Annotated in this window: 18 protein-coding genes; 13 read left to right on the top strand and 5 right to left on the bottom strand. The window is 69.7% G+C overall.

Going from position 1 to position 22,762, the window contains the following annotated elements:
• Positions 1-281: 281 nt before the first annotated feature.
• Positions 282-2,363, top strand: coding sequence for a phosphate acetyltransferase (gene pta / locus NS2_RS05640; protein WP_033086276.1), 2,082 nt, complete (start codon positions 282-284; stop codon positions 2,361-2,363).
• Positions 2,360-3,556: an acetate kinase gene (locus NS2_RS05635; RefSeq protein WP_033086275.1), complete on the top strand. Its 1,197-nt coding sequence runs from the start codon at positions 2,360-2,362 to the stop codon at positions 3,554-3,556. The genes pta and NS2_RS05635 overlap by 4 nt, the downstream gene beginning before the upstream one ends.
• Before the next feature lie 214 nt (positions 3,557-3,770).
• Here NS2_RS05635 and NS2_RS05630 read toward each other — a convergent pair whose 3' ends face one another.
• The 3 genes from NS2_RS05630 to NS2_RS05620 all read right to left on the bottom strand — a co-directional run bounded on the left by NS2_RS05630 (position 3,771) and on the right by NS2_RS05620 (position 8,652).
• Complete coding sequence (locus tag NS2_RS05630) at positions 3,771-6,131, bottom strand: serine/threonine-protein kinase (RefSeq protein ID WP_370737277.1); 2,361 nt, start codon at positions 6,129-6,131, stop codon at positions 3,771-3,773.
• A 206-nt stretch (positions 6,132-6,337) separates the two neighbouring features.
• A complete protein-coding gene (locus tag NS2_RS05625; RefSeq protein WP_033086274.1) occupies positions 6,338-7,324 on the bottom strand; it encodes a glutamate ABC transporter substrate-binding protein in 987 nt (328 codons plus the stop codon).
• Positions 7,321-8,652, bottom strand: a complete 1,332-nt coding sequence (locus tag NS2_RS05620) for a GlnX family signal transduction membrane protein (protein ID WP_033086273.1) — start codon at positions 8,650-8,652, stop codon at positions 7,321-7,323. The genes NS2_RS05625 and NS2_RS05620 overlap by 4 nt, the downstream gene beginning before the upstream one ends.
• Positions 8,653-8,808: 156 nt before the next feature.
• Here NS2_RS05620 and NS2_RS05615 point away from each other — a divergent pair, with 156 nt between their 5' ends.
• Together NS2_RS05615 and NS2_RS05610 are read left to right on the top strand one after the other, a co-directional pair.
• Entirely contained in the window at positions 8,809-9,483 is a 675-nt protein-coding gene (locus tag NS2_RS05615) for an NUDIX hydrolase (RefSeq protein ID WP_033086272.1), read from the top strand.
• Between the two features lie 4 nt (positions 9,484-9,487).
• A complete protein-coding gene (locus NS2_RS05610; RefSeq protein WP_033086271.1) occupies positions 9,488-11,674 on the top strand; it encodes a molybdopterin-containing oxidoreductase family protein in 2,187 nt (728 codons plus the stop codon).
• A gap of 1 nt (position 11,675) precedes the next feature.
• Here NS2_RS05610 and thiE read toward each other — a convergent pair whose 3' ends face one another.
• Positions 11,676-12,353, bottom strand: a complete 678-nt coding sequence (gene thiE / locus NS2_RS05605) for a thiamine phosphate synthase (RefSeq protein WP_228102547.1) — start codon at positions 12,351-12,353, stop codon at positions 11,676-11,678.
• A 201-nt stretch (positions 12,354-12,554) separates the two neighbouring features.
• On the opposite strand from thiE, the gene thiO reads away from it, so the two are divergent.
• The 6 genes from thiO to NS2_RS05575 all read left to right on the top strand — a co-directional run bounded on the left by thiO (position 12,555) and on the right by NS2_RS05575 (position 17,875).
• A complete protein-coding gene (thiO, locus tag NS2_RS05600; RefSeq protein WP_033086269.1) occupies positions 12,555-13,688 on the top strand; it encodes a glycine oxidase ThiO in 1,134 nt (377 codons plus the stop codon).
• The gene (thiS, locus tag NS2_RS05595) at positions 13,685-13,897 is read left to right on the top strand and encodes a sulfur carrier protein ThiS (protein ID WP_033086268.1); all 213 of its coding nucleotides are present in this window, start codon (positions 13,685-13,687) and stop codon (positions 13,895-13,897) included. Before thiO ends, thiS begins: the two co-directional genes overlap by 4 nt.
• Before the next feature lie 70 nt (positions 13,898-13,967).
• Positions 13,968-14,726 carry a thiazole synthase gene (locus tag NS2_RS05590; protein ID WP_033086267.1) on the top strand — a complete coding sequence of 253 codons (759 nt, stop codon included), beginning with the start codon at positions 13,968-13,970 and terminating at the stop codon, positions 14,724-14,726.
• Positions 14,727-14,846: 120 nt separating this feature from the next.
• On the top strand, positions 14,847-15,791 hold the full coding sequence (locus NS2_RS05585) for an ABC transporter ATP-binding protein (protein WP_033086266.1): 945 nt from the start codon (positions 14,847-14,849) through the stop codon (positions 15,789-15,791).
• Positions 15,791-16,543: an ABC transporter permease gene (locus NS2_RS05580; protein ID WP_147207096.1), complete on the top strand. Its 753-nt coding sequence runs from the start codon at positions 15,791-15,793 to the stop codon at positions 16,541-16,543. Before NS2_RS05585 ends, NS2_RS05580 begins: the two co-directional genes overlap by 1 nt.
• A gap of 564 nt (positions 16,544-17,107) precedes the next feature.
• Positions 17,108-17,875, top strand: a complete 768-nt coding sequence (locus tag NS2_RS05575; RefSeq protein ID WP_231993077.1) for an adenylate/guanylate cyclase domain-containing protein — start codon at positions 17,108-17,110, stop codon at positions 17,873-17,875.
• On the opposite strand, the gene NS2_RS35835 is transcribed toward NS2_RS05575, so the two are convergent.
• On the bottom strand, positions 17,876-18,034 hold the full coding sequence (locus tag NS2_RS35835; RefSeq protein WP_155239063.1) for a CG2302 family histidine operon protein: 159 nt from the start codon (positions 18,032-18,034) through the stop codon (positions 17,876-17,878).
• Positions 18,035-18,201: 167 nt separating this feature from the next.
• On the opposite strand from NS2_RS35835, the gene NS2_RS05570 reads away from it, so the two are divergent.
• The 3 genes from NS2_RS05570 to NS2_RS05560 are packed head-to-tail and all read left to right on the top strand — an operon-like array spanning position 18,202 to position 22,756.
• Positions 18,202-19,995, top strand: coding sequence for an acyclic terpene utilization AtuA family protein (locus NS2_RS05570; protein ID WP_045436332.1), 1,794 nt, complete (start codon positions 18,202-18,204; stop codon positions 19,993-19,995).
• 11 nt (positions 19,996-20,006) lie between these two features.
• Positions 20,007-21,155 carry an acyl-CoA dehydrogenase family protein gene (locus NS2_RS05565; RefSeq protein WP_103557283.1) on the top strand — a complete coding sequence of 383 codons (1,149 nt, stop codon included), beginning with the start codon at positions 20,007-20,009 and terminating at the stop codon, positions 21,153-21,155.
• Positions 21,152-22,756, top strand: a complete 1,605-nt coding sequence (locus NS2_RS05560; RefSeq protein ID WP_147207095.1) for an acyl-CoA carboxylase subunit beta — start codon at positions 21,152-21,154, stop codon at positions 22,754-22,756. The genes NS2_RS05565 and NS2_RS05560 overlap by 4 nt, the downstream gene beginning before the upstream one ends.
• The last annotated feature ends 6 nt before the right edge of the window (positions 22,757-22,762 follow it).

The following is a 22,762-nucleotide window of genomic DNA, read 5'->3' as shown; positions in this document are numbered from 1 at the left end:
GGCGTCGCGCATCACACCCGATCGGGCGGTACCCGGGGACGGACCGCCCTTGCGGAGTCCCTTCCGGGTGTGCCGCCCGGCGGTCGAAAACAGGCCCCGGACCGGGACATATGTCATGTGATTGCAGTCTCGCGGGCCCGGCCGCGGGAATGGCTCCCGCGGAAAACTCCTGCTCGAGCGGGGCCTCGATGATCGATAGCTGTCATGCATAATTAGGCGCGCTTGACGTGTTGCCCGGCAGACGCGGAAATCGGATCAAAACGCTCGGTAGGCTTTCGCTCATGGCTGCCACACCGGTTTCCAGTGTGTACATCGCGTCCCCTGAGGGCGACACCGGCAAGTCGACGGTGGCGCTGGGCGTTCTCCAAGCTCTCGCCGCGACGACCCCGCGGGTGGGCGTGTTCCGCCCCATCACCCGGTCCGCGAACGGCCGCGACTACATCCTCGAGCTGCTGCTCGAGCACTCCACCTCCGATGTCGACTACGACCAGGCCATCGGCGTCACCTACGAACAGGTGCACGAGGACCCGGACGCGGCGATCTCCGAGATCGTCATGCGCTACCACGCCGTCGCCAAGCAGTGCGACGCCGTGCTCATCATCGGCTCCGACTACACCGACGTCGCCAGCCCCAGCGAATTGCGCTACAACGCCCGCATCGCGGTCAACCTGGGCGCGCCCGTACTGCTGGTGGTGCGCGGAATCGGCCGCACCCCGGACGAATTGGGCCAGCTGGTGGAGCTGTGCCGCGGTGAGCTGGTGGCCGAGCACGCCAAGCTGGTGGCCGTGGTGGCCAACCGCTGCGATCCCGTGCAGATCGAGGCCGACGCGGCCGTGCTGAAAAAGGTTGCCGCGGTGCCGTCCTGGGCGCTGCCGGAGGTGCCGCTGTTGCAGGCCCCCACCATGGAGGAGCTGCGCGAGGCGATCGGCGGCGAACTCTACAGCGGCGATTCGGAACTCATGCAGCGCGAGGCCCTGGACGTGATCGTCGGCGGCATGACCGCCGAGCACATTCTCGAGCGCCTCACCGACGGCGTCGCCGTCATCACCCCCGGCGACCGCTCCGACGTGCTGCTGGCGCTGGTGAACGCCCATGAGGCGGAAGGCTTCCCGTCGCTGGCGGGCATCATCATGAACGGCGGCATGCTGCCCGAGCCGTCCATCGCCCGGCTGATGGCGGGCCTCAAGCCCAAGCTGCCCATCCTCTCGACCGATCTCGGCACCTTCGAGACCGCCAAGGCCACCGCGCTCACCCGTGGCCGGGTCTCGCTGTCCAGCATCCGCAAGGTGGACACCGCGCTGGCGGTCATGGAGGAGCGGGTCGATCCGCGGGAACTGTTGCGGCAGATCGAGGTTCCGATCCCCAACATCGTCACCCCGCAGATGTTCGAGTACCAGCTCATCGAGCGTGCCCGCGGTGACCGCAAGCGCATCGTGCTGCCCGAGGGCGACGACGACCGCATCCTGCGCGCGGCGGGTCGCGTCTTGCAACGCAAGATCGCCGATCTCACCATTCTCGGCGAGGAGGCGGCCGTGCGCGGTCGCGCCGCCGAACTGGGCGTGGACATCGACGCCGCCGAGGTGCTCGAACCCAAGACCTGCGCGCTGCGCGACGAATTCGCCGAGGAGTACGCCCGCCTGCGCGCCCACAAGGGCATGACGGTGGACCGCGCCCGCGAATTCATGAGCGACATCTCGTATTTCGGCACCATGATGGTGCACATGGGCGTGGCCGACGGCATGGTGTCGGGCGCGGCGCACACCACCGCGCACACCATCCGCCCGTCCTTCGAGATCATCAAGACCACGCCGGGCGTGTCCACGGTGTCCTCGGTCTTCCTCATGTGTCTCGCGGATCGTGTGCTGGTGTACGGCGATTGCGCCGTGGTGCCGGATCCGACCCAGGAACAGCTGGCCGATATCGCCATCTCCTCCGCCCGCACCGCCGCCCAGTTCGGCATCGACCCGCGGGTGGCCATGCTTTCGTACTCGACCGGTGAATCCGGCTCCGGCGCGGACGTCGACAAGGTCCGCAATGCCACCAACCTGGTGCACGAGCGTGCCCCGGAACTGTTGGTGGAGGGCCCGATTCAGTACGACGCCGCCATCGAACCGGCGGTGGCCAAGACCAAGCTGCCCAATTCCGAGGTGGCCGGTCAGGCGACGGTCTTCATCTTCCCGGATCTCAATACGGGTAACAACACCTACAAAGCGGTGCAGCGCAGCGCCGGAGCGGTGGCCATCGGCCCGGTGCTCCAGGGTCTGCGCAAGCCGGTCAACGACCTCTCCCGCGGCGCGCTCGTCGCCGACATCGTGAACACCGTTGCCATCACCGCCATTCAAGCCCAACAGGAGGCGCAATGAAGGTTCTGGTGATCAACTCCGGTTCCTCGTCCATCAAATACCAGCTGCTGGAACCGGAGTCGGCCGACGTGGTCGCGTCCGGCGTGGTGCAGCGCATCGGCGAGGATGTCGAGAGCGACATCGTCACCGTCGAACACAAGTGTGGCGGACAGACTTTCGAGTACCGGGGCCCGCTCGCCGATCACGCGGCGGGCCTGCACGTGGTGTTCGACCTGTTCAAGACCTCCGGCCAGGATCTGGCGCACGCCGATCTGGGCGCGGTCGGGCACCGGGTGGTGCACGGCGGAGAGGTCTTCTACCGGCCCACGCTCATCGACGACGACGTGGTCAAGGCCATCATCGACCTGTCTGCGCTGGCCCCGCTGCACAATCCGCCCAACGTCATCGGCATCGAGTCCGCCCGCGCGCTGCTGCCGGACGTGCCGCAGGTCGCGGTCTTCGACACCGCGTTCTTCCACAACCTGCCCGCGGCCGCCAAGGCCTACGCCATCGACGCGGAAACCGCTGCCGCGCACGGTATTCGCAAGTACGGCTTCCACGGCACCTCGCACGACTACGTGTCCGGCCAGGTCGCCGAATTCCTCGGTAAGGACCGGGCGGAGCTGAACCAGATCGTGCTGCACCTGGGCAACGGTGCGTCGGCCTCGGCCGTGCGCGGCGGCCGGGCCGTGGACACCACCATGGGCCTGACCCCGCTCGAGGGCCTGGTCATGGGCACCCGCTCCGGTGATCTGGACCCGGGCATCATCTTCCACCTGATCCGCACCGCGGGCATGGATGTGAACGATGTGGACGCCCTGCTCAACCGGCACTCCGGCATCAAGGGCATCTCCGGCGTCAACGACTTCCGGGAACTGGGCCAGCTCATCGAAACCGGTCATCCCACCGCGAAATTGGCGTTCGACGTCTACATCCACCGGCTGCGCCGCTACATCGGCGCGTACCTGATCGAGCTCGGCCAGGTCGACGCCATCACCTTCACCGCCGGTGTCGGAGAGAACGACGCGCACGTGCGCGCCGAGGCGCTGGCGGGCCTGGAGCGCTACGGCATCCGCATCGACGAGGCCCGCAATGTCGAGCGCTCCCGGGTGGCCCGCAAGATCTCGACCGACGACTCCGAGATCTCGGTGCTGGTGGTGCCGACCAACGAGGAACTCGCCATCGCCCGCGCGTCCGCCGACCTGGTCGGCTGAATCGACCCGGTCGGCCGAGGCCCGGACCGGGCTTCATGAAAACATCACGATGCGAATGGCATCGTGAATGCCGGGCCAGGATCCTCCCAGGTCCACCGGAACCCGTGTCGCACCACGCACACTGCGGTAGGGATCGAACAATCCCTCGCCGACCCCGTGATCTCAGGCTGCCCCCGAGATCGCCGCAGGCGACACGGGCTCTTTCCGGTGACGCTCAGAACCAAGATTTGGCGCGCACCGCGTTGGCCAGATCGACCAGCGCGTAACGGTGCGTACGGGCGGGCGCGGAGCGGGCCAGGCCGCGCAGACCGGTCTCGATGCCGCGGCGCAGATCCCGTTCGGTGAACGGCGACCCGAACAGCTTGGCCCCGTTCGCCTTCGGCCGCTTCCCGGCCTGCACCCAGCCCAGCGCGATGCCCAGGGTGAGGATGCGCAGCTGGGCCGCGCGGCCCTCACCCGGCGGCAGGTCCTGCACCCGCGCCGCCGCCACCTGTAACGTCGATTCATCCAATTCCGCTGCGGGAGCACAGGTCAGCAACATGAGAATGGCCGTCATCCGGGCCTCGGCGTAATGCCGGGAGGCGGGCGGCACCTGATCCAGCGCGTGCACGGCCGCGGTGATGTTCCCGGCCGCCGCGAGCTGGCGGGCCAGGCCGAACGCGGCGCTCACCACGCCCCGGTCGGTGCGCCACACGGTGGCGTAGTAGCTCTCCGCGTAGGCCCGCCATTCCTCTGGATCCGGCGAATCCCAATGTTGCAGAATCAGTTCCGCGGTGGCGGCCAGCGCCAGCGTGGGCCCGATCTCGCCGGGCAGCGCCTCCAGAACCGCGTCGAAGCGGGCGAAGGCGCGCTCGTACTCCAATTCGAGGAGTTCGGTCAGGCCCAGATACCAGTCGATGCGCCAGTCCGGGGCGGGCGGCAGCGGCGCGTCGGTGAGCCGGGCCAGCAGCAGGCGCGCGGCGGCGGGCTCGGCCAGATCCAGGTGGGCGCGGGCCTCGGCGAGGGTCACCTCCAGCTCGAAAGTCTCGGGCGCGCCGCCGGGTTCGGCCGCGGCGCGCTGGCGGGCGTGCCGCAGTTCGTCGAGAGCGTGCCGGGGCTCGGGGTGGGCCGCGCCCGCCAGCAGCGGGGCCGACGGGTCACCCGGATCGATGATCGGCACCGGCAGTGCCGCCACCACGTCGCCGGGCTGGAGCAGGGTGTCGCGGGCGACGCCGTCGATGATGCCGTCGGTCTGCGCGATCAGTTCGCCGGTGCCGAAACTGGTGCGCGGCGGGCTGAAAAGCGTTGACAGCTGCGGGTGTTCATTGCCGGTCTCCGCGGCCAGGATCTCGCGCAGCACGCCGGTGAGCTGGGTGGCCAGCAGGCGCGCGGAGGCGAAGCGGCGGTCCGGGTCGGGGTGGGTGGCGCGCAGCAGCAGCCGGTACAGGAATTGGTGCCGGGCCAGGATCGGCTCGTCCTTGGGATCCGGAATTCCGTCCATGTACGCGCCGCGTTCCATCGGCAGGTGCAGGGTGAGCACGGCCAGGGTGCGGCCCGCGGTGTAGATGTCGGAGGCCACCGTTGGCCCGGTGTGCGCGATCTCCGGGGCCTGATATCCCCTGGTGCCGTAGAGGTTTCCGTACGCCTCGAACTGGCTGACCGCGCCCAGGTCGATGAGCTCCACCCGATCGGTGGTGATCATGATGTTGTCCGGCTTGAGGTCGTTGTAGGCCAGCCCCACCGAATGCAGATAGTCCAGTGCCGGAAGGATTTCCAGCAGATACGCGATGGCGACGGCGACCGGCATGCGCTCGGGCGCGTAGTGGTCGAGCAGGTCGCGCAGCGAATGCCCGCCCACGTACTCCATCACGATGTAGCCGATGGGCGTCCCGTCCGGACCGGGATGCTCCACGAAGTTGTGGATCTTGACGATGCTCGGGTGCACCACCTCGGCCAGGAACTGCCGCTCGGCCACCGCGACCGCCTGCGCCTCGGCGTCACCAGCGTGGAGCAGGCCCTTGAGCACCACCCAGCGGTCGCTCACATTCCGGTCGATGGCCAGATAGATCCAGCCCAGCCCGCCGTGCGCGATACAGCCCTGGATCTCGTACTGCCCCGCCACCCGATCGCCGGGATACAGCGAGGGCCGGAAATCATAAGGCGCACCGCAGGTTTGACAGGAGCCGGCCGTGGTGGACGCCTGCGTCGGCGTGGCCCGTCCGACCGGCTTGCCGCAGCGCCAGCAGAACCGCCGCCCCTCGGCCACCACCGGATCTTCGAGTACCGCGGCCTCCGGATCGACCGGCTCCACCGCGGGAATCGGCACCAGTCCGGCCCCGAGCCGCCGCACCACCGGCCGGGTCCGGGTCATCCGCGCGGTCCGCTGCGAGGGCCGCGTCGGCGTCCGCGGATCGGCTTCGGAGCTGCCGGGTCGCGAAACACCCTGTGCCCCGGCCTGTTCGGCCACCTCGGTGACATCGGGCGCGGGCACCTCGGCCTGCTCGCCCGCCGCCCGCGGTGTCAGCTCGGTCCGTCGGGTGGCCGCGGTCGGCGCGAATTCCCCGCCCGCCCCGGCGGTTTCGGCGCGGGTGGTCATCTCGGTGCGCGCGGGCCAATGCGGACCCACTGTCAGCTCGGTGCGCGCGACAGCCTGGGTCCCGTCCGCGTGCGGGCGCGGCATGGACGCGGTCGCCGCGGCCTCCTCGGCGAGTTCCTCCCGGGTGGTCGCCCGCGTCGCCGCGGGCTCGTCCGTCCCGTCGTCGCGGGATACGGGTTCGTCGGATCCGGACGGTGCGGTCATCGTCAGTCCTGGTACCTAGGGGGCGGCGGGACGGCCGCGTCGCCCAGCTCGGACACCAGCCAGCGCCTGTAGAGCCGGTTCCAGGTGCCGTCGGCGCGAATGCGTTCCAGTGTTCCGTTCACGAAGCGGACCAGATCGTCCGCGCCCTTGGCGATGCCGATGCCGTACTGCTCGGTGCTCAGATTCGGGCCGACCACCTCGGTGGCCGGATCCTGTTCGGCCAGCCCGGCCAGCACGGTGTCGTCGGTGCTGATGGCGTCGACCTGCCGCTGCTGCAACACCACCAGGCAATCGGCCCAGCTGGGCACGGTGAGCACGGAGGCGGCCGGCTGCTGGCGGCGGATCAGATTGAGCGAGGTGGTGCCGCTGGCCACGCACACCCGCCGCCCGGCCAGATCACCCAGGCTCTCGATGCCGGAGTTGTGCACGGTCAGCACCCGCTGGTGGGCCTGTAGGTACGAGGTGGAGAAGGTGACCGTCTGCCGCCGTTCGCAATTGATGGTCATGGTCTTCACCACCACGTCGACGGTGTGCTCGACCAGGGCCTTCTCGCGGTCGGCCGAGCTCAGGATGCGGTATTCGACCGCGCCGGGATCGCCGAGCAGATCCCGCGCCAGCTCCTTGGCGATATCCACGTCGAAGCCGGCCAGGGTGCCGCTGGTCGGGTCGCGGAAGCTGAACAGATTGCTGCCCGGGTCCAAGCCCACCAATAGTCGGCCGCGCGCCCGGACGGCATCGATGTCGGGTCCGTTCCTGGTGCCGGAGGGCCGCAGGCTGGCGGTCGGATCCCCGCAGTCGGGCGCCGGGGGCGGCGGGGTCGACTGGGTCTGCGCCACAACGGCTCCCGAGGGCAGCGGCGGCTCGATATAGCTCGGCACCCGGGTCGAGGGCACGGGCGGCGGGGGACTGTCGTCCCCGCAGGCGGCGGTCGCCAGCACGGCCCCGGCCAGGGCCGCCACGGCGAGGGAGCGGATCGGTCTTCGGGTCATCGGTACTCCCGGAACCGGGGCCACAGGCCCGCCGCGATCAGCACTGCGGCGGCGGTGCTCAGCACCAGCGCGCCCGGCGCGAGCAGGTCCAGGGTGCGGGCGGCGTGAGAAGTGTCGGTGCGCAACATGTTCCGGGTGTCGGCGATGCCGTCGCCGAGGGCGCGGTCCAGGGCGTCGGTCTGCGCGGCGGCCTCGTTCGCGCCGGGACCGGTGGCGACCGCGGCCGCGCCGAGGAAGTCGCCCTTGGACAGCGCGTCGTTCATGCGCTGGTGCGCGGCCCGCCAGCGGTCCAGGGCGGCCGCGGCGGTCCGCACCTCGTTCGCGCCCGGCGCGTCGGATGCGTAGCCGGACAGGATGTTCCGCAATTTGTCGATGGCCCGGTCGTAGGTGCGGTCGTCGTCCGCGCCGGTGTCGCGGCGCACCAGCTTGAGGGTCTCGGCGGTGCGGGCCTGCTGGGCCAGGATGCGGCTCTCGGTGAGCGCGGCGGTCGGGATGCTGCCGTCGTCGCGGGCGTGGGTGGTGTCCACCGCGGAGATGAAACCCGCGATCACCGTCCAGGCCAGCAGCACCACCATGGTCGTGGTGGCCAGCAGCAGACCCAGATTCAGCACCCGATGCCAGCGCCGGAACAGGAACAGCTGCGCCGCGATCAGGGCCGCCACCGCCAGCAGCGGCAGCAGGATGGCGGGCCACGGCGGTCGCACGTGGTTGCGCTGGGTGGCGGTGATGGCCGCGGACCGGTGCTGCTGCAATTCCTGCGCCATCGGCAGCAGCGTGCCCTGCATCAGATAGGACGCCTCGCCCAGATAGGCCGCGCCGACCGGCTGCCCGCTGCGATTGTTGGCCCGCGCGGTCTCGACGATGCCGGTGTACACCGGCAGCCCGGTGGCGATGCCGCTGCGCAGATGCGTATCCGCGTCCCCGTCACTGCGATTGGATTGGGTCACCAGTTCGGCGGCCGCCTCGCCGACCGCCTGGTTGTAGCGGTCGCGCACCGGTTTCGGTTCCAGCCCACCGGAAATGAAGGCGGTGCCCGCCGAGGCGTCGGCCACCGAGAGCGAGGTGTAGAGCCGCTGCGCCGAATAGGCGTCCGGCTCCGACTCGTCGAGCAGTGCGTCGAGGGCGTGTTGCCGGCTGGTCACCGCGGTGGCGGTGACGATTCCGGCGGTCACGCACAGGCTCAGCAGGATCAGCCCGACCGCGATGAGCTTGGCGGGGGAGGAGTGCGCGAAGGACCGCAGTTCGGTGGTCGCGAAGCGCTCCCGCCAGGCCGCCGCGGCCGCGCGCGGGGACAGCTCGTCCAGTCCCAGCTCCTCGGTGCGCGCCATCCTCACCTCCCACTGACCGAAATCGAACGACCGACTTGTTGCTGTCGAATGAGCTTATTGTGGACGTACCGCCGCCGTGACGCGGGAATCCCCGCGGTGTGCCCCGCCGTGCGGTGCGGGCGCACGACGGCGTGGCCTGAGGATGGGATTGCGAAGATGCGTGGTGACGGCGACGGCTGGGCGGAAAGCCCGGATGGCACCCGCCAGTGGGGTCGCTTCGGCGCTGCCGGACTGTTGCTGCGCGCCCCGCTGGCCGGCGGTGGATCCGCGGTCCTGCTGCACCACCGCGCCGCCTGGACCCATCAGGGCGGCACCTGGGCGCTGCCGGGCGGGGCCCGGGATTCCCACGAGACCACCGTGCACGCCGCGGTCCGCGAGGCCGAGGACGAAGCGGGCATCGCGCCCGGCTCGATCCGGGTGCGGTCCTCCCGGGTGACCGCGACCGCCGCCGGCGGCTGGACCTACACCACGGTCATCGCCGATGCGGCCGACCGCCTGCGCACCCGCGGCAATACCGAGAGCCAGAATCTGGCCTGGGTGCCCGAGGACGAGGTGCAGGACCGTCCGCTGCATCCCGGTTTCGCCGCCGCCTGGCCGTCACTGCGCGCCACGCCCACCCGGGTCAGCCTGGCGGGCATCCCCGCGCCCCGGGCGGTGGCGGCCGCGTTGCCGCGCACCCTGGATCTGGCCGGCGGCGGCTTCGTGTGGCTGCACTCCAACGGCGACGGGAACGGCCGCACGGCCCGCTTCGGAGCGCCCGAATCCGGCTCGGAACAGACCGATTTGGCCGGAAATGTGTTGTTCCTCACTATGGGCCAGGTGTTGTCTTGATTGGGTGAGCACGCGCGAGCTTCCCACCTACTGCCGGATCTGTGAGCCCCTGTGCGGGCTGATCGCCACCGTCGAGGACGGGCGGCTGATCCAGCTGCGCGCCGACAAGGAGCATCCGCTCTCCCGCGGCAATGCCTGCCCCAAGGGCATCGCGTTCACCGAGATCCAGAACGACCCGGACCGGGTGCTGTATCCGCTGCGGCGCACGGCCGCGGGCGAGTTCGAGCGGGTCTCCTGGGAGACCGCACTCGACGAGATCGGCGAGCGGCTGCGCGGGCTGATCGCCGAGCACGGAATGGAAAGTCTCGGCTGGTATTTCGGCAATCCCTCGTCGTTCTCCTACTCGCATACGTTGTGGATGCTCGGCTTTCAGATGGCCGCCGGGTTGAAGCACGTGTACTCGGCGGGCTCCCAGGACGTGAACAACCGCTTCGTGGCCAGCCAGCTGCTCTACGGCTCGGCCACCTCGGTCCCGGTCCCCGATCTGGACCGCACCGACTTCCTGCTCATGCTCGGCGCGAATCCCCTGGTCTCGCACGGCAGCGTGATGAGCGTGCCGCGAATCCGCGAGAAGCTCACCGCGATCACCAAGCGCGGCGGTCGCGTCGTGGTGGTCGATCCGCGGAACACCGAGACGGCCAAACTGTTCGAGCACGTCGGCGTGCGGGCGGACGGCGACGCCTGGCTGCTGGCTGCACTGTTGCAGGTCATCTTCGACGAGGGCCTCGAGGACGCCGACGCCCTGCGCCGCCAGGCCGCCGGGGTGCGCGAATTGCGCAATGCCGTGCGGCGTTTCACGCCCGAGGCCACCGCCGAGGTGACCGGCCTGGAACCCGATCGGGTGCGCGCCCTGGCCCGCGATCTGGCCCGCGCCGAGTCCGCGGCGGTGTACGGCCGCACCGGCACCTGCCTGGGCCGCCACGCGACGCTGGTCGCCTTCCTCATCGACGCTCTCGCCCTGGTCACCGGAAACCTGGACCGGCCGGGCGGTTCCGTCTTCGGCAAGGAACTGGTGGCCGTCTCCAAACTGAACGCCCGCGTCGGCTTCATCGGCTATGGCAAGAACCGTTCCCGCATCGGCGGATTCCCCGACGTGCTGGGCACCTTCCCGGCCGCCATCATGGCCAAGGAGATCACCACCCCCGGCCCCGGCCGCCTGCGCGCCCTGCTCACCTCGGCGGGCAACCCGGTCTCCTCGGTCCCCAACGGCCGCGAATTGGCCGCCGCCCTGGATCAACTCGACCTGTTCGTGTCCATCGACCTCTATGTCAACGACACCAACCGGACCGCCGACTACGTCCTGCCCGCGACCGCTTTCCTGGAGCGCGACGACATCCCACTGCCGTTCACCGCGCTCTCCCCGCCCCCATACACCCAGTACACCGAGCGGGTCGTGGAACCCTACGGCGAGGCCCGTGAGGAATGGCGCATCATCGACGACCTGGCGACCCGAATCGGCGTGCAGCCCTTCGCCATCGGCCCGGCCCGCGCGGCCGGTCGCGCCCTGAGCGCCCTGCGCCGCCGCGTCCCCCGCCTGCCCGCCCGCCCCACCCCGACGCTGCTCGCGGATCTGGCGCTGCGCACCGGCCCGTACGGCGACCTGTTCGGCCTGCGCCGCGGCGGCCTCAGCCTGCGCATGCTGCGCCGTCACCCGCACGGCGTGGTGCTCGCCGACGCCATCACCACCGGCGTCCTGCGAGAGGTGGTGCAGCACAAGGGCGGTCGGGTCCGGCTGGATCCCGATGAGATCATGATCGAGTTGGCCACCCTCGCCGACCGCCCTGCCGACCCGACCTACCCCCTGCGCGTGATCGGCCTGCGCGAACTCAAATCCCACAATTCGTGGATGCACAATGTCGAGCCGCTCATGCGCGGCGACCGCGAGCACGCGGCCCGCATCAACCCGAAAGACGCGGCGGTGGCGGGCATTTCCGACGGCGACCGCTGCCGCGTCACCTCACCGCACGGCTGCATCGAGGTGACCGCCCGCCTCACCGAGGACATGACCGAGGGCAGCGTGGCCATCCCGCACGGCTGGGGTCATCGCGGCGGCTGGCAGCGCGCGAACGCGGCGGGCGGCGCGAACGTGAACGTGAACGATCTGATGTCGACCGAAGTGGCCGACGTGGAACGCCTCGCGGGCATGTCCAACCTGAACGGGGTCCCCATCCGGCTGGACCCCGTCGGCTGAATCAGCGGACGTTGTCGAGGATCCGCGCTTTGATGGCGCGGGCCGCGGCGGTCGGGTCGGCGGCCTCGGTAATGGCCCGCACCACCACGATTCGGGTCGCGCCCGCCGCGAGCACCTCGTCCAGGTGCGGCGCGTCGATGCCGCCGATGGCGAACCACGGCCGGTGGGTGTGCGAATCGGCGGTGGAGCGGACCAGCTCCAGGCCCGCGGGGGTGCGGCCCGGCTTGGTCGGGGTGGCATAGACCGGGCCGGTGCAGAAGTAGTCGATGTGCTCGTCCACGGCGGCCAGTCCGGCCTGCGCGCGGTTGTTGGTGGAGCGGCCCAGCACCACTTCGGGTCCCAGGATCTGGCGGGCGTACCAGGGCGGCAGGTCGCCCTGGCCCAGGTGCAGCACGTCCACGCCCGCGGCCAGCGCGATATCGGCGCGATCGTTGCAGGCGACCAGCGCGCCGTGGCGGCGCGCGGCCGACTTCAGCTCGGCCAGCACGCCCAGCTCGGCCTTGGCCTCGAGCGGTCCGAACTGTTTCTCGCCGCGTGAGCCCTTGTCCCGCAGCTGGATGATGTCGACGCCACCCGCCAGGGCGGCCTCGGCGAACTGGGCCAGGTCGCCCGTGTCCCGGCGCGCGTCGGTGCACAGGTAGAGCCGCGCGGAGGCCAGCCGTTCTCGTGGGGAGATCACAGCGCACTCCGTCGGGATACTGGGCGGTTCGGGTGGGAGGGTTGCACGGCCTCGACGGTAGTCGCGCTACGGTGGTTGAGTCGAAACGACCCGTGGGTGCGAACCCCGGCGCGATGCCGCGCGCAGCTCCCGGTGAACTTTCCGTTTCGAACGGTATATATGCAGGTCCCGGACGTACCGGGACGAGTTAGGTGGATTCACATGCGGACTCTGGCCGTCGTCGGCGGCGGTGTGATCGGACTGTCGGCGGCCTGGCGGGCGGCCGTAGCGGGCTTTACCGTCACCCTCTTCGACCCGGCCGTGGGTTCCGGATCCTCCTGGGTCGCGGGCGGCATGCTCGCCCCCCTTTCCGAAGGCTGGCCCGGCGAGGACGCCGCCCTGGAATTCGGTGCCGCCTCCCTGGTCCGCTGGCCGAAGTTCGCCGCTGACCTGCGGGAGATCACCGGCACCGACGTCTTCGTGGCCGATCAGACGCTGACCGTAGCCCTCGATGCCGCCGACGCCGCGGACCTGCGCACCATCGCCGATTTCGTCAACGCCCACGACCTGCCCGGCCTGACCGCGAAAGATATATCTGTCCCGCCCGGCGAGTCCGCGGGTCTACGGCTGCTCGATCGCGCCGGGGTGCGCGCGGCCGAACCGAGCCTGGGGCGCGGCGTGCGGGCCGGGCTGCTCGCCGTCGCCGAACCCGCGGTCGACAATCGCGCCCTGGTCGGCGCGCTCCGAACCGCCTGCGCCGCAGCCGGAGTCGAATTCCGCGCCGAACGCGTCGCCGCGCTGTCCGACCTGCCGCACGACCGCGTCGTGCTGGCGGCCGGCGCCGCGGCCGCCGAGCTCTGGCCCGGCCTGCCGGTCCGCCCGGTGAAGGGCGAGATCCTGCGCCTGCGCCGTCGCCCCAGCGCGCCCACCCCGCCGACCCGGGTCATCCGGGCCAGGGTGCACGGTCGTCCCGTATATCTTGTGCCGAGGGGTGACGGAATTGTGCTGGGTGCAACACAATACGAAGTCGGGTTCGACAGTGCCGTGACCGTCGCCGGTGTCCGGGACCTGATCACCGATGCCGAAGCGGTGCTGCCGGGTATCGGCGAATACGAATTCGCCGAGGCCATCGCGGGCGCGCGCCCGGGTTCCCCGGACAATCTGCCGCTCATCGGCTACCTGGACGACCGCGTGATCGTGGCGGCCGGGCACGGCCGCAACGGCATTCTCGACACCCCCGTCACCGCCGACGCGGTGCTCGCCCTGCTCACCGACGGCGAGTTGCCGCAGGCGCGGGCGGCGGACCCGCACCGGTTCGCAGCTGCCGCACCGCTTTACCCCGGAGGAGTTCGATGACCGCAATCCCGGTCGGCGTCACCGTGAACGGTGCGGGCCACGTGTTCCCCGAGCCGCTCACCGTGCGCGAGTTGCTGGAACGGCTGAACCTGCCGTGCCAGGGCATCGCGCTGGCCATCGACGGCGCGGTCTTCCCCAAGTCCCGCTGGGACGAGCCGGTCGGCCGCGGCTGGGAGATCGAGGTGCTGACGGCGGTGCAGGGTGGCTAGCCCGACGGCGGGAGCTCAGGGCCCGAAGGCGGCAGCTCGCGTAACCACGCAGGGCCCCGCGCACGCCGCATTGGGCACAGCGCCGCTGGTCATCGCCGGTCGCGAGTTCGGCTCGCGGCTGATCATGGGCACCGGCGGCGCGGAGAACCTCGCCGTGCTGGAGGAGGCCCTGGTGGCCTCGGGCACCGAGCTCACCACCGTCGCCATGCGCCGGGTGGACGCCGCGGGCGGCACCGGCGTGCTGGACCTGCTCAAGCGCCTGGAGATCGCCCCGCTGCCCAATACCGCGGGCTGCCGCACCGCCGCCGAGGCCGTGCTCACCGCCCAGCTGGGCCGCGAGGCGCTCGAAACCGATTGGGTGAAGCTGGAAGTCATCGCCGACGAGCGCACCCTGCTGCCCGATGCCATCGAATTGGTCGCCGCCGCCGAGCAATTGGTGGACGACGGCTTCACCGTGCTGCCCTACACCACCGACGACCCGACGCTGGCCAAGCGCCTCGAGGACATCGGCTGCGCCGCGGTCATGCCCCTGGGCTCGCCCATCGGCACCGGCCTGGGTATCGGGAACCCGCACAATATCGAGATGATCGTGGCCGCCGCGGGCGTCCCCGTCATCCTCGACGCGGGCATCGGCACCGCCAGCGATGCCGCCCTGGCCATGGAACTCGGCTGCTCCGCCGTGCTTTTGGCCACCGCGGTCACCCGCGCCCGGCAACCCGCGCTGATGGCCGCCGCCATGGCCCGTGCCGTCGAGGGCGGCTGCCTGGCCCGCCACGCGGGCCGCATCCCCAAGCGATTCTGGGCTCAGGCATCCTCACCCGGTTTCTGAACCGGTCGCCCTGATCCGTGAACCCGGGGTCCGGTCCGGGCCGTAGTCATCCCTGAGAATGAGCGACGCGCTACCAATTGGCGATAGTGCGCGCCTCGAATCTGGGGAAGACTGGTCACCATGATCGAACTGAGAGGCCTGACCAAACACTACGGCCAGACCGTCGCGGTGTCGGATCTGTCGTTCACGGTCCAACCGGGCCAGGTGACCGGCTTTCTCGGCCCGAACGGGGCGGGCAAGTCGACCACCATGCGCATGATCCTCGGGCTCGATACCCCGACCTCCGGTACCGCCCTCATCGACGGCAAGCCGTATCAGGAACTGAAGAAACCACTCGAATCGGTCGGCGCGCTGCTGGACGCGAAGTGGGTGCACCCCAATCGCTCCGCCCGCTCGCATCTGCGCTGGATGGCCGCCTCCAATGACATTCCGCAGTCCCGGGTCGAGGAGGTGCTGCGCCTGGTCGGCCTCACCGAGGTGGCGGGCAAGAGCGCGGGCGGCTTCTCGCTCGGCATGTCCCAGCGTCTCGGGCTGGCGGGCGCCCTGCTCGGCGATCCGCAGGTGCTGCTGTTCGACGAGCCGGTCAACGGCCTGGACCCCGAGGGCATCCTGTGGATCCGCCGCTTCATGCAGCGGCTGGCCGCCGAGGGCCGCACCGTGCTGGTGTCGAGCCACCTGCTCTCCGAAATGGCGCAGACCGCAGAGCATCTCGTGGTGATCGGCCGCGGTCGCCTGATCGCCGACACCACCACCAAGGATTTCATCGAGAAGGCGTCGGAACAGTCTGTGCGCGTGCGCAGTCCGCAGCTGGATCAGCTGCGCAGCCTGCTCACTTCCAACGGCATGACCGTGCGCGAGGACGGCGCGGAATCCGACGGTCCGGCGCTGGTCGTGGCCGGTGTCACCTCCGACGCGGTCGGGAAACTGGCCGGCGCCGACGACATCACGCTCTACGAGCTCTCGCCGCAGCGCGCCTCCCTCGAGGAGGCGTTCATGCGCATGACCGGCGGCGCGGTGCAGTACCACGGCGAAGGCTTCGATCAGGTTATGGGAGGTGCGCTCTGATGGGAGTGCTGACCGCGGAACGTATCAAGCTCACCTCGACCCGTTCGCCGTGGTGGTGCTCGGCCGTCGTGGTGCTGCTGGGCCTGGGCTTCGCCGTGCTCGGCGCGGTCTCGGGGCGCGCGGCCAAGGGCGACAACTCCGACCTCTACAACGTCTCGCTGGCGGTCTCGGGGGTGAGCGGCCTGGGCGTGATGGTGCTGATGATCATGGCGACCCTGTCGGTGACCAGTGAGTACCGCTTCGGCGTCATCCGCACCTCCTTCCTCGCGACCCCCGCGCGCACCCGGGTCATCACGGCCAAGGCCGGGTTGCAGGCGGTCTACGCGACCGTCCTGACCGCGGTGTTGTCGATCGTCGCGTACTTCGCCTTCCGGGCCATCTACGGCGCCAAGCCCGGGGTCGGGCTCTCCACCGCCGAGGAGCAGCGGGCACTGTTCGGGGTGCCGGTCTACGCCCTGCTGTGCGCGATCCTGGCGGTAGCTGTTGGTGTGCTGGTGCGGCAATCCGCGGCCGCGATCTCCATCCTGCTGCTGTGGCCGCTACTGCTGGAGACCCTGCTCGGCGCCTTCGGCAGTTTCGGCCGCAACGTGGGTCCGCTGTTGCCTTTCCGCAACGCGCAGCGATTCTTCACCATGGGGTCCGACTCGCGGAACTGGCACTGGGGCGTGTGGGGCAGTCTGATCTACTTCGCGGTGTTCGTCGCGGTGATCTTCGGGGCCGCAATCTTGGTCGTGAACAAGCGCGATGCTTAGCTCGTCTTTCGAGTAATAGAGACCCTGCCCGGGGAGCCGCCGGCCACTGCCCGGTACGGCGGCGAGCATCGGCCCGATACGGAATTCCGTATCGGGCCGATGTCATATGGGGGAGGCAAAGAAGGTGTGAAGACTTTCGATTCCGGCCGGAAACTTCTAGCCGTGGGACTGGACGGTCTGTAGCATCTCCTCAGCAACCAAAACACTCAAACATCGGCGGGCCCAACGACGTGGCCGCTAGTACCGATCGGGAGGTGTCAGGTGGCAATCATTAATCCATCCCATGACGGAACGCTGGGATACGCTCTGGGCGTGAGCGAACGACCCTCCGACGGCGGTGAACGCGCCTCCGGTGTGAACCGCGAGAACGGGGACGCGAACCGTACGGAAGGTATCGGGACCGATCGCAGCCGGTCGCGCGACGCGGGTGGCAGCCGGGCGCGTGAACCCCGCATCGACCCGGACGTGGTCATCCCCTTGATTCCCGCGGAGCTGTCCGAGGACGTCGACGAGAACGCGCCGCAGTCGCGGCGCCGCGGCCGCTTCCCCGGTCAGCTCTCCGCCATCGTCAATGCCGCCAATCAGCGCGGCGACATCATCGGCGCGATCCGCAAGGCGCGCGAGAACCTGCCCGGCGATCCGGCCTTCGGCGATCCGCTGTCGGTGTCCGGTCCGGGCGGGGTGCGGGCGGTGGCCCGCGCGGCCGACAAGCTGGTCGGCGATTCCCCCAGTGCCGCACGCGAATTGGGGCTGGGCGCGCTGCAGGTCTGGCAGGCCATGCTGGAGCGGTTCGGCAAGGGGCGCGGCACCCAGGAGATCACCATCATGTTCACCGACCTGGTGGCCTTCTCCAGCTGGTCGCTGGCCGCCGGTGACGAGGTCACCCTGGATCTGCTGCGCCGGGTGGCCAAGGCCATCGAGCCGCCCATCAATGATCGCGGCGGCCAGGTGGTCAAGCGCATGGGCGACGGCGTCATGGCCGTCTTCCCGTCCGCGGACCGCGCCGTGCGAGCGGCCGTGGCCGCCAAGGAGAATCTCTCGGCCGTCTCCGTGGACGGCTATCGCCCGCAGATGCGGCTGGGCCTGCACACCGGCAGCCCGCGCGAGATCGGCGGCGACTGGCTCGGCATCGACGTCAATATCGCCGCCCGCGTCATGGAGGCGGGCGGCAATGGCAACACCATGCTCTCGGGCGCGACCCTGGACGCGCTGAGCCCCGAGACCCTCGAGGAACTCGGCCTGGGCATCAAGCCCTACCGCCGCATTTTCTTCGCAGCACCGCTGAGCGGTGTCCCCGAGGACCTCCGCATCTTCCGCCTCGAAACCGAATAGTTAATTCAGCATCCAGAGCACCGCGCCCACGGCCGCCAGGACTCCGCACACACCGAGTCCGATGGCCAGCGGGCGCGAAGTCTTGAAGAACGAGTACGCCCCGCCGAGCAGGAATCCGGCGAGGGCGAGCAGGACGATCACGGTGACGTCTGAGGACACGCGATCAGTCTGCCTGACGGTATGCGACGCACCGGAGACCGGTCCTGACCTGCCATTATCGCAAATAACAAGCACGCGGGCTTGATTTTTTCGGGTGCCGATGTGACCCTGTAACCGACCGCAGCACCGACGCTGCGCCGGACTCAGGTGCACTAGGGAGGCCCTCCATGAGTCAGCTCGCCGACACTCCGGATCTGATCCGGATCGGCAACTGTTCCGGGTTCTACGGCGATCGCTTCGGCGCCATGCGGGAGATGCTCGAGGGCGGGCAGCTCGATGTGCTCACCGGCGACTATCTGGCCGAGCTCACCATGCTGATCCTGGGACGGGATCGCATGAAGGACGCCAACCTCGGCTACGCCAAGACCTTCGTCAAACAGTTGGAGGGCAGCCTCGGGCTGGCCCTGGAATCGGGTGTGAAGATCGTCGCGAACGCGGGCGGGCTGAATCCGGCCGGGCTGGCGCAGCGAATCCGCGAAGTGGGCGAGAAGCTCGGTCTCGCACCGAAGGTCGCGTATGTGACCGGTGATGATCTGGTCGCGCGCGCCGGGGCACTGGGGCTGGGCGCACCGCTCACCGCCAATGCCTACCTGGGCGCGTGGGGCATCGCCGAATGCCTGAACGCGGGCGCGGACATCGTGGTGACCGGGCGGGTCACCGACGCGTCGGTGGTGGTCGGACCCGCGGCCGCGCACTTCGGCTGGGGCCGAACCGATTACGACGCGCTGGCCGGTGCGGTGGTGGCCGGGCACGTGATCGAGTGCAGCACCCAGGCCACCGGCGGCAACTTCGCCTTCTTCACCGAGATCGCCGATATGGGGCGGCCGGGCTTCCCGATCGCCGAGGTCCGGCGCGACGGCAGCAGCGTCATCACCAAGCATGAGGGCACCGGCGGCGCGGTCACCGTGGACACGGTGAAAGCGCAGCTCATGTACGAGATTCAGAGCGCGCGCTACGCCGGGCCGGACGTGACGACGCGGCTGGACTCCATCCAGGTGAGCCAGGACGGGCCGGATCGGGTGCTGATCAGCGGCGTCACCGGCGAGGCCCCGCCGCCGCAGACGAAGGTGTCGATCAACACCATCGGCGGGTTCCGCAACGAGATGGAGTTCATCCTCACCGGCCTGGATATCGAGGCCAAAGCCGAACTGGCGCAACGGCAGCTGGAATCGTGGCTGCCCGCGCGCCCGGCCGAGCTGGACTGGACGCTGGCGCGGCTGGACCGCCCGGACGCCGACACCGAGGAGCAGGCCAGCGCGCTGTTGCGTTGCGTCGTACGCGATCCGGACCCGAACAAGGTCGGGCGCGCGTTCTCCAGCGTCGCGGTGGAGCTGGCGCTGGCCAGCTACGCCGGGTTCTCGCTGACCTCGCCGCCCGGAAACGGCGGCCCCTACGGCGTGTACAAGCCGGGATATGTCGACGCGCACGAGGTGCCGCACACCGCGGTGCTGCCCGACGGCGCCGAGCTGGCCATCGCGCCCGCCACGGACACGCTGGAACTGGCCGAGGTCGCCGAACCCGCACTGCCGCAGCCGCTTCCGGCCGGTGCCACCAAGCGTGTGCCGCTGGGCGCCATCGCCCTGGCCCGCTCCGGCGACAAGGGCGGCAATGCCAATATCGGCGTCTGGGTGCGCACCGAGGAGCAGTGGCGCTGGCTGGTGCACGCGCTCACCGTCGACGAACTGCGCCTGCTGCTGCCCGAGACCGCGAAACTGCCCGTCACCCGGCACGTGCTGCCGAATCTGCGGGCGCTGAACTTCATTGTCGAGGGTCTGCTCGGGGAGGGCGTGGCCTATCAGGCCCGCTTCGATCCGCAGGCCAAGGGGCTCGGGGAATGGCTGCGGGCCCGGCACATCGAGATTCCTGTGGAGCTGCTGGGCGCGAGCAGTCAGGAGCCGGAGGCGGCAGCGCAGCGTAACCACGGAGGCTCCCTGTTCGCGCCCGAGAGGAAACAGCCATGAGCACCGGATATGTGAATCCCTGGACGACGCCGGAACGTCGCGAACTACGCGCCACCGTGCGCGGTTTCGCCGAGCGCGAGGTGCTGCCCTACCTGGACGACTGGGAGCGCCACGGCGAGATTCCGCGCGAGCTGCACAAGAAGGCGGGCGCGCTGGGGCTGCTGGGCATCCAGTTCCCCGAATCCGTGGGCGGTTCCGGCGGGGACGGTATCGACGCGGCCATCGTGTGCGAGGAGATGCACTACGCGGGCTGCTCGGGCGGACTGTTCGCGTCGCTGTTCACCTGCGGGATCGCGGTGCCGCACATTGCGGCTTCGGGGAACCCGGAGCACATCGAGCGGTGGGTGCGGCCGACGCTGGCGGGGGAGAAGATCGGATCGCTGGCGATCACCGAGCCGGGCGGCGGGTCGGATGTCGGGCATCTGCGGACCAGCGCGGTGCGCGACGGCGACGAATTCATCGTCAACGGCGCCAAGACCTTCATCACCTCCGGTGGGCGCGCCGATTACGTGGTGACGGCGGTGCGCACGGGTGGTCCCGGCGCGGCCGGTGTTTCGCTGCTGGTGGTGGAGAAGGGCACGCCGGGGTTCACGGTCTCGCGCAAGCTGGAGAAGATGGGCTGGCTGGCCTCCGATACCGCCGAGCTGTCCTATGTCGATGTGCGGGTGCCGGTTTCGAACCTGGTCGGACCCGAGAACAGCGGATTCGCCCAGATCGCCTCGGCTTTCGTGAGCGAGCGGGTCGGTCTGGCCGCGCAGGCGTACGGGCACGCGCAGCGCTGCCTGGACCTGACCGTGCAGTGGTGCCGGGATCGCGAGACCTTCGGGCGTCCGCTGATCAGCCGCCAGGCCGTGCAGAACACCCTGTCCGAGATGGCGCGTCGCACGGATGTGGCGCGCGTCTACACCCATCATGTGGTGGAGCGCGCCGCGCACGGCGAGACCGATCTGATCGCCGAGGTGTGCTTCGCCAAGAACACCGCCGTGGAGACCGCGGAATGGGTTGCCCACCAGGCGGTGCAGCTCTTCGGCGGCCTCGGCTACATGCGTGAGTCCGAAGTCGAGCGGCACTACCGCGATGTCCGCATCCTGGGCATCGGCGGCGGCACCAACGAGATCCTGACCAGCCTCGCGGCCAAGCGATTGGGGTTCCAGTCTTGAGCATCCTGCGTACCTCCCTGGACCCGGAAGCGGCGGACTATCGCGCCGCCGCCGAGGCCATGACTGCCAAACTGGCCGAGGTCGAGGCCGAATACGCCAAGAACATCGCGGGCGGCGGCCCGGACAAGATGGCGCGGCATCGCAAGCGCGGCAAGCTGACCGCGCGCGAGCGCATCGAGCTGCTGCTCGACGAGGATTCGCCGTTCCTGGAGCTGGCCCCGCTGGCCGCCTGGGGCAGCGACTTCCACGTGGGCGCGAGCGTGATCGCGGGCATCGGCATTGTCGAGGGCGTCGAATGCATGATCGTCGCTCCGGATCCGACCGTGCGCGGCGGCACCTCGAATCCGTGGACGCTGCGCAAGAACCTGCGCATGAACGACATCGCGCTGGAGAACCGGCTGCCGGTGATCGGGCTGGTGGAGTCCGGCGGTGCGGATCTGCCGACGCAGAAGGAGGTGTTCGTCCCGGGCGGGCGCATGTTCCGGGACCTGACCCGCCTGTCGGCGGCCGGAATCCCCACCATCGCACTGGTTTTCGGCAACTCGACCGCCGGTGGCGCGTACGTGCCGGGCATGTCCGACTACACGGTCATGATCAAGGAGCGCTCCAAGGTGTTCCTGGGCGGTCCGCCGCTGGTGAAGATGGCCACCGGTGAGGAGTCCGACGACGAGTCGCTGGGCGGTGCCGAAATGCACGCGCGCACTTCGGGTCTGGCCGACTACCTGGCCGTCGACGAGCAGGATGCGATCCAACTGGGCCGTTCCATCGTCAAGCGCCTGAACTGGCAGAAGAAGGGCCCGGCTCCGCGTCCGCTCACCGAGGTCATCGAGCCGCTGTACGACCAGGACGAGCTGCTCGGCATCGTGCCGTCCGACCTCAAGATCCCGTTCGATCCGCGCGAGGTCATCGCCCGCGTGGTGGACGGTTCGGACTTCGACGAGTTCAAGCCGCTCTACGGTTCCAGCCTCGTGACCGGCTGGGCCGAGCTGCACGGCTACCCGGTCGGCATTCTCGCCAACGCCCGCGGCGTGCTGTTCTCCGAGGAGGCACAGAAGGCCACCCAGTTCATCCAGCTGGCCAACCAGTCGAACACGCCACTGCTGTTCCTGCACAACACCACCGGCTACATGGTCGGCAAGGAGTACGAGCAGGGCGGCATCATCAAACACGGCGCGATGATGATCAACGCGGTGTCGAACTCGAAGGTGCCGCACATCTCGCTGCTCATGGGCGCGTCCTACGGCGCGGGCCACTACGGCATGTGCGGTCGTGCCTACGACCCGCGCTTCGTATTCGCCTGGCCCAGCGCCAAATCCGCCGTCATGGGCGGTGCGCAGCTGGCGGGCGTCATCTCCATCGTGGGCCGGGCCGCGGCCGAGGCCAAGGGCATGCCCTTCAACGAGGAGGCCGACGCCGGGATGCGGGCCATGATCGAGGCGCAGATCGAGGCCGAATCGCTGCCCATGTTCATGTCGGGCCGCCTCTACGACGACGGCGTCATCGACCCGCGCGACACCCGCACGGTCCTGGGAATGGCGTTGTCCGCCATCCACAATTCCCCGATCAAGGGCGCCGAGGGCTTCGGCGTCTTCCGGATGTGAGGCCAG

Origin of the sequence: Nocardia seriolae NBRC 15557 (genome assembly GCF_007990715.1) — a bacterium.
Lineage (GTDB): Bacteria > Actinomycetota > Actinomycetes > Mycobacteriales > Mycobacteriaceae > Nocardia > Nocardia seriolae.
Note: the sequence above shows the minus strand (reverse complement) of the source record. Positions and strands in the feature narration are given on the sequence as shown.

Bases quoted from the DNA above. Each gene is read 5' to 3' on its own strand.
- NS2_RS05620 (WP_033086273.1), bottom strand. From the start codon at position 8,652: ATGGCGCGCACCGAGGAGCTGGGACTGGACGAGCTGTCCCCGCGCGCG.
- NS2_RS05625 (WP_033086274.1), bottom strand. From the start codon at position 7,324: ATGACCCGAAGACCGATCCGCTCCCTCGCCGTGGCGGCCCTGGCCGGG.
- thiO (WP_033086269.1), top strand. From the start codon at position 12,555: ATGCGGACTCTGGCCGTCGTCGGCGGCGGTGTGATCGGACTGTCGGCG.
- NS2_RS05615 (WP_033086272.1), top strand. From the start codon at position 8,809: ATGCGTGGTGACGGCGACGGCTGGGCGGAAAGCCCGGATGGCACCCGC.
- pta (WP_033086276.1), top strand. From the start codon at position 282: ATGGCTGCCACACCGGTTTCCAGTGTGTACATCGCGTCCCCTGAGGGC.
- NS2_RS05630 (WP_370737277.1), bottom strand. From the start codon at position 6,131: ATGACCACCCGCGCCGAAACCGCCGGGGCGGGCGGGGAATTCGCGCCG.
- NS2_RS05585 (WP_033086266.1), top strand. From the start codon at position 14,847: ATGATCGAACTGAGAGGCCTGACCAAACACTACGGCCAGACCGTCGCG.
- NS2_RS05635 (WP_033086275.1), top strand. From the start codon at position 2,360: ATGAAGGTTCTGGTGATCAACTCCGGTTCCTCGTCCATCAAATACCAG.
- NS2_RS05570 (WP_045436332.1), top strand. From the start codon at position 18,202: ATGAGTCAGCTCGCCGACACTCCGGATCTGATCCGGATCGGCAACTGT.
- thiS (WP_033086268.1), top strand. From the start codon at position 13,685: ATGACCGCAATCCCGGTCGGCGTCACCGTGAACGGTGCGGGCCACGTG.
- NS2_RS05580 (WP_147207096.1), top strand. From the start codon at position 15,791: ATGGGAGTGCTGACCGCGGAACGTATCAAGCTCACCTCGACCCGTTCG.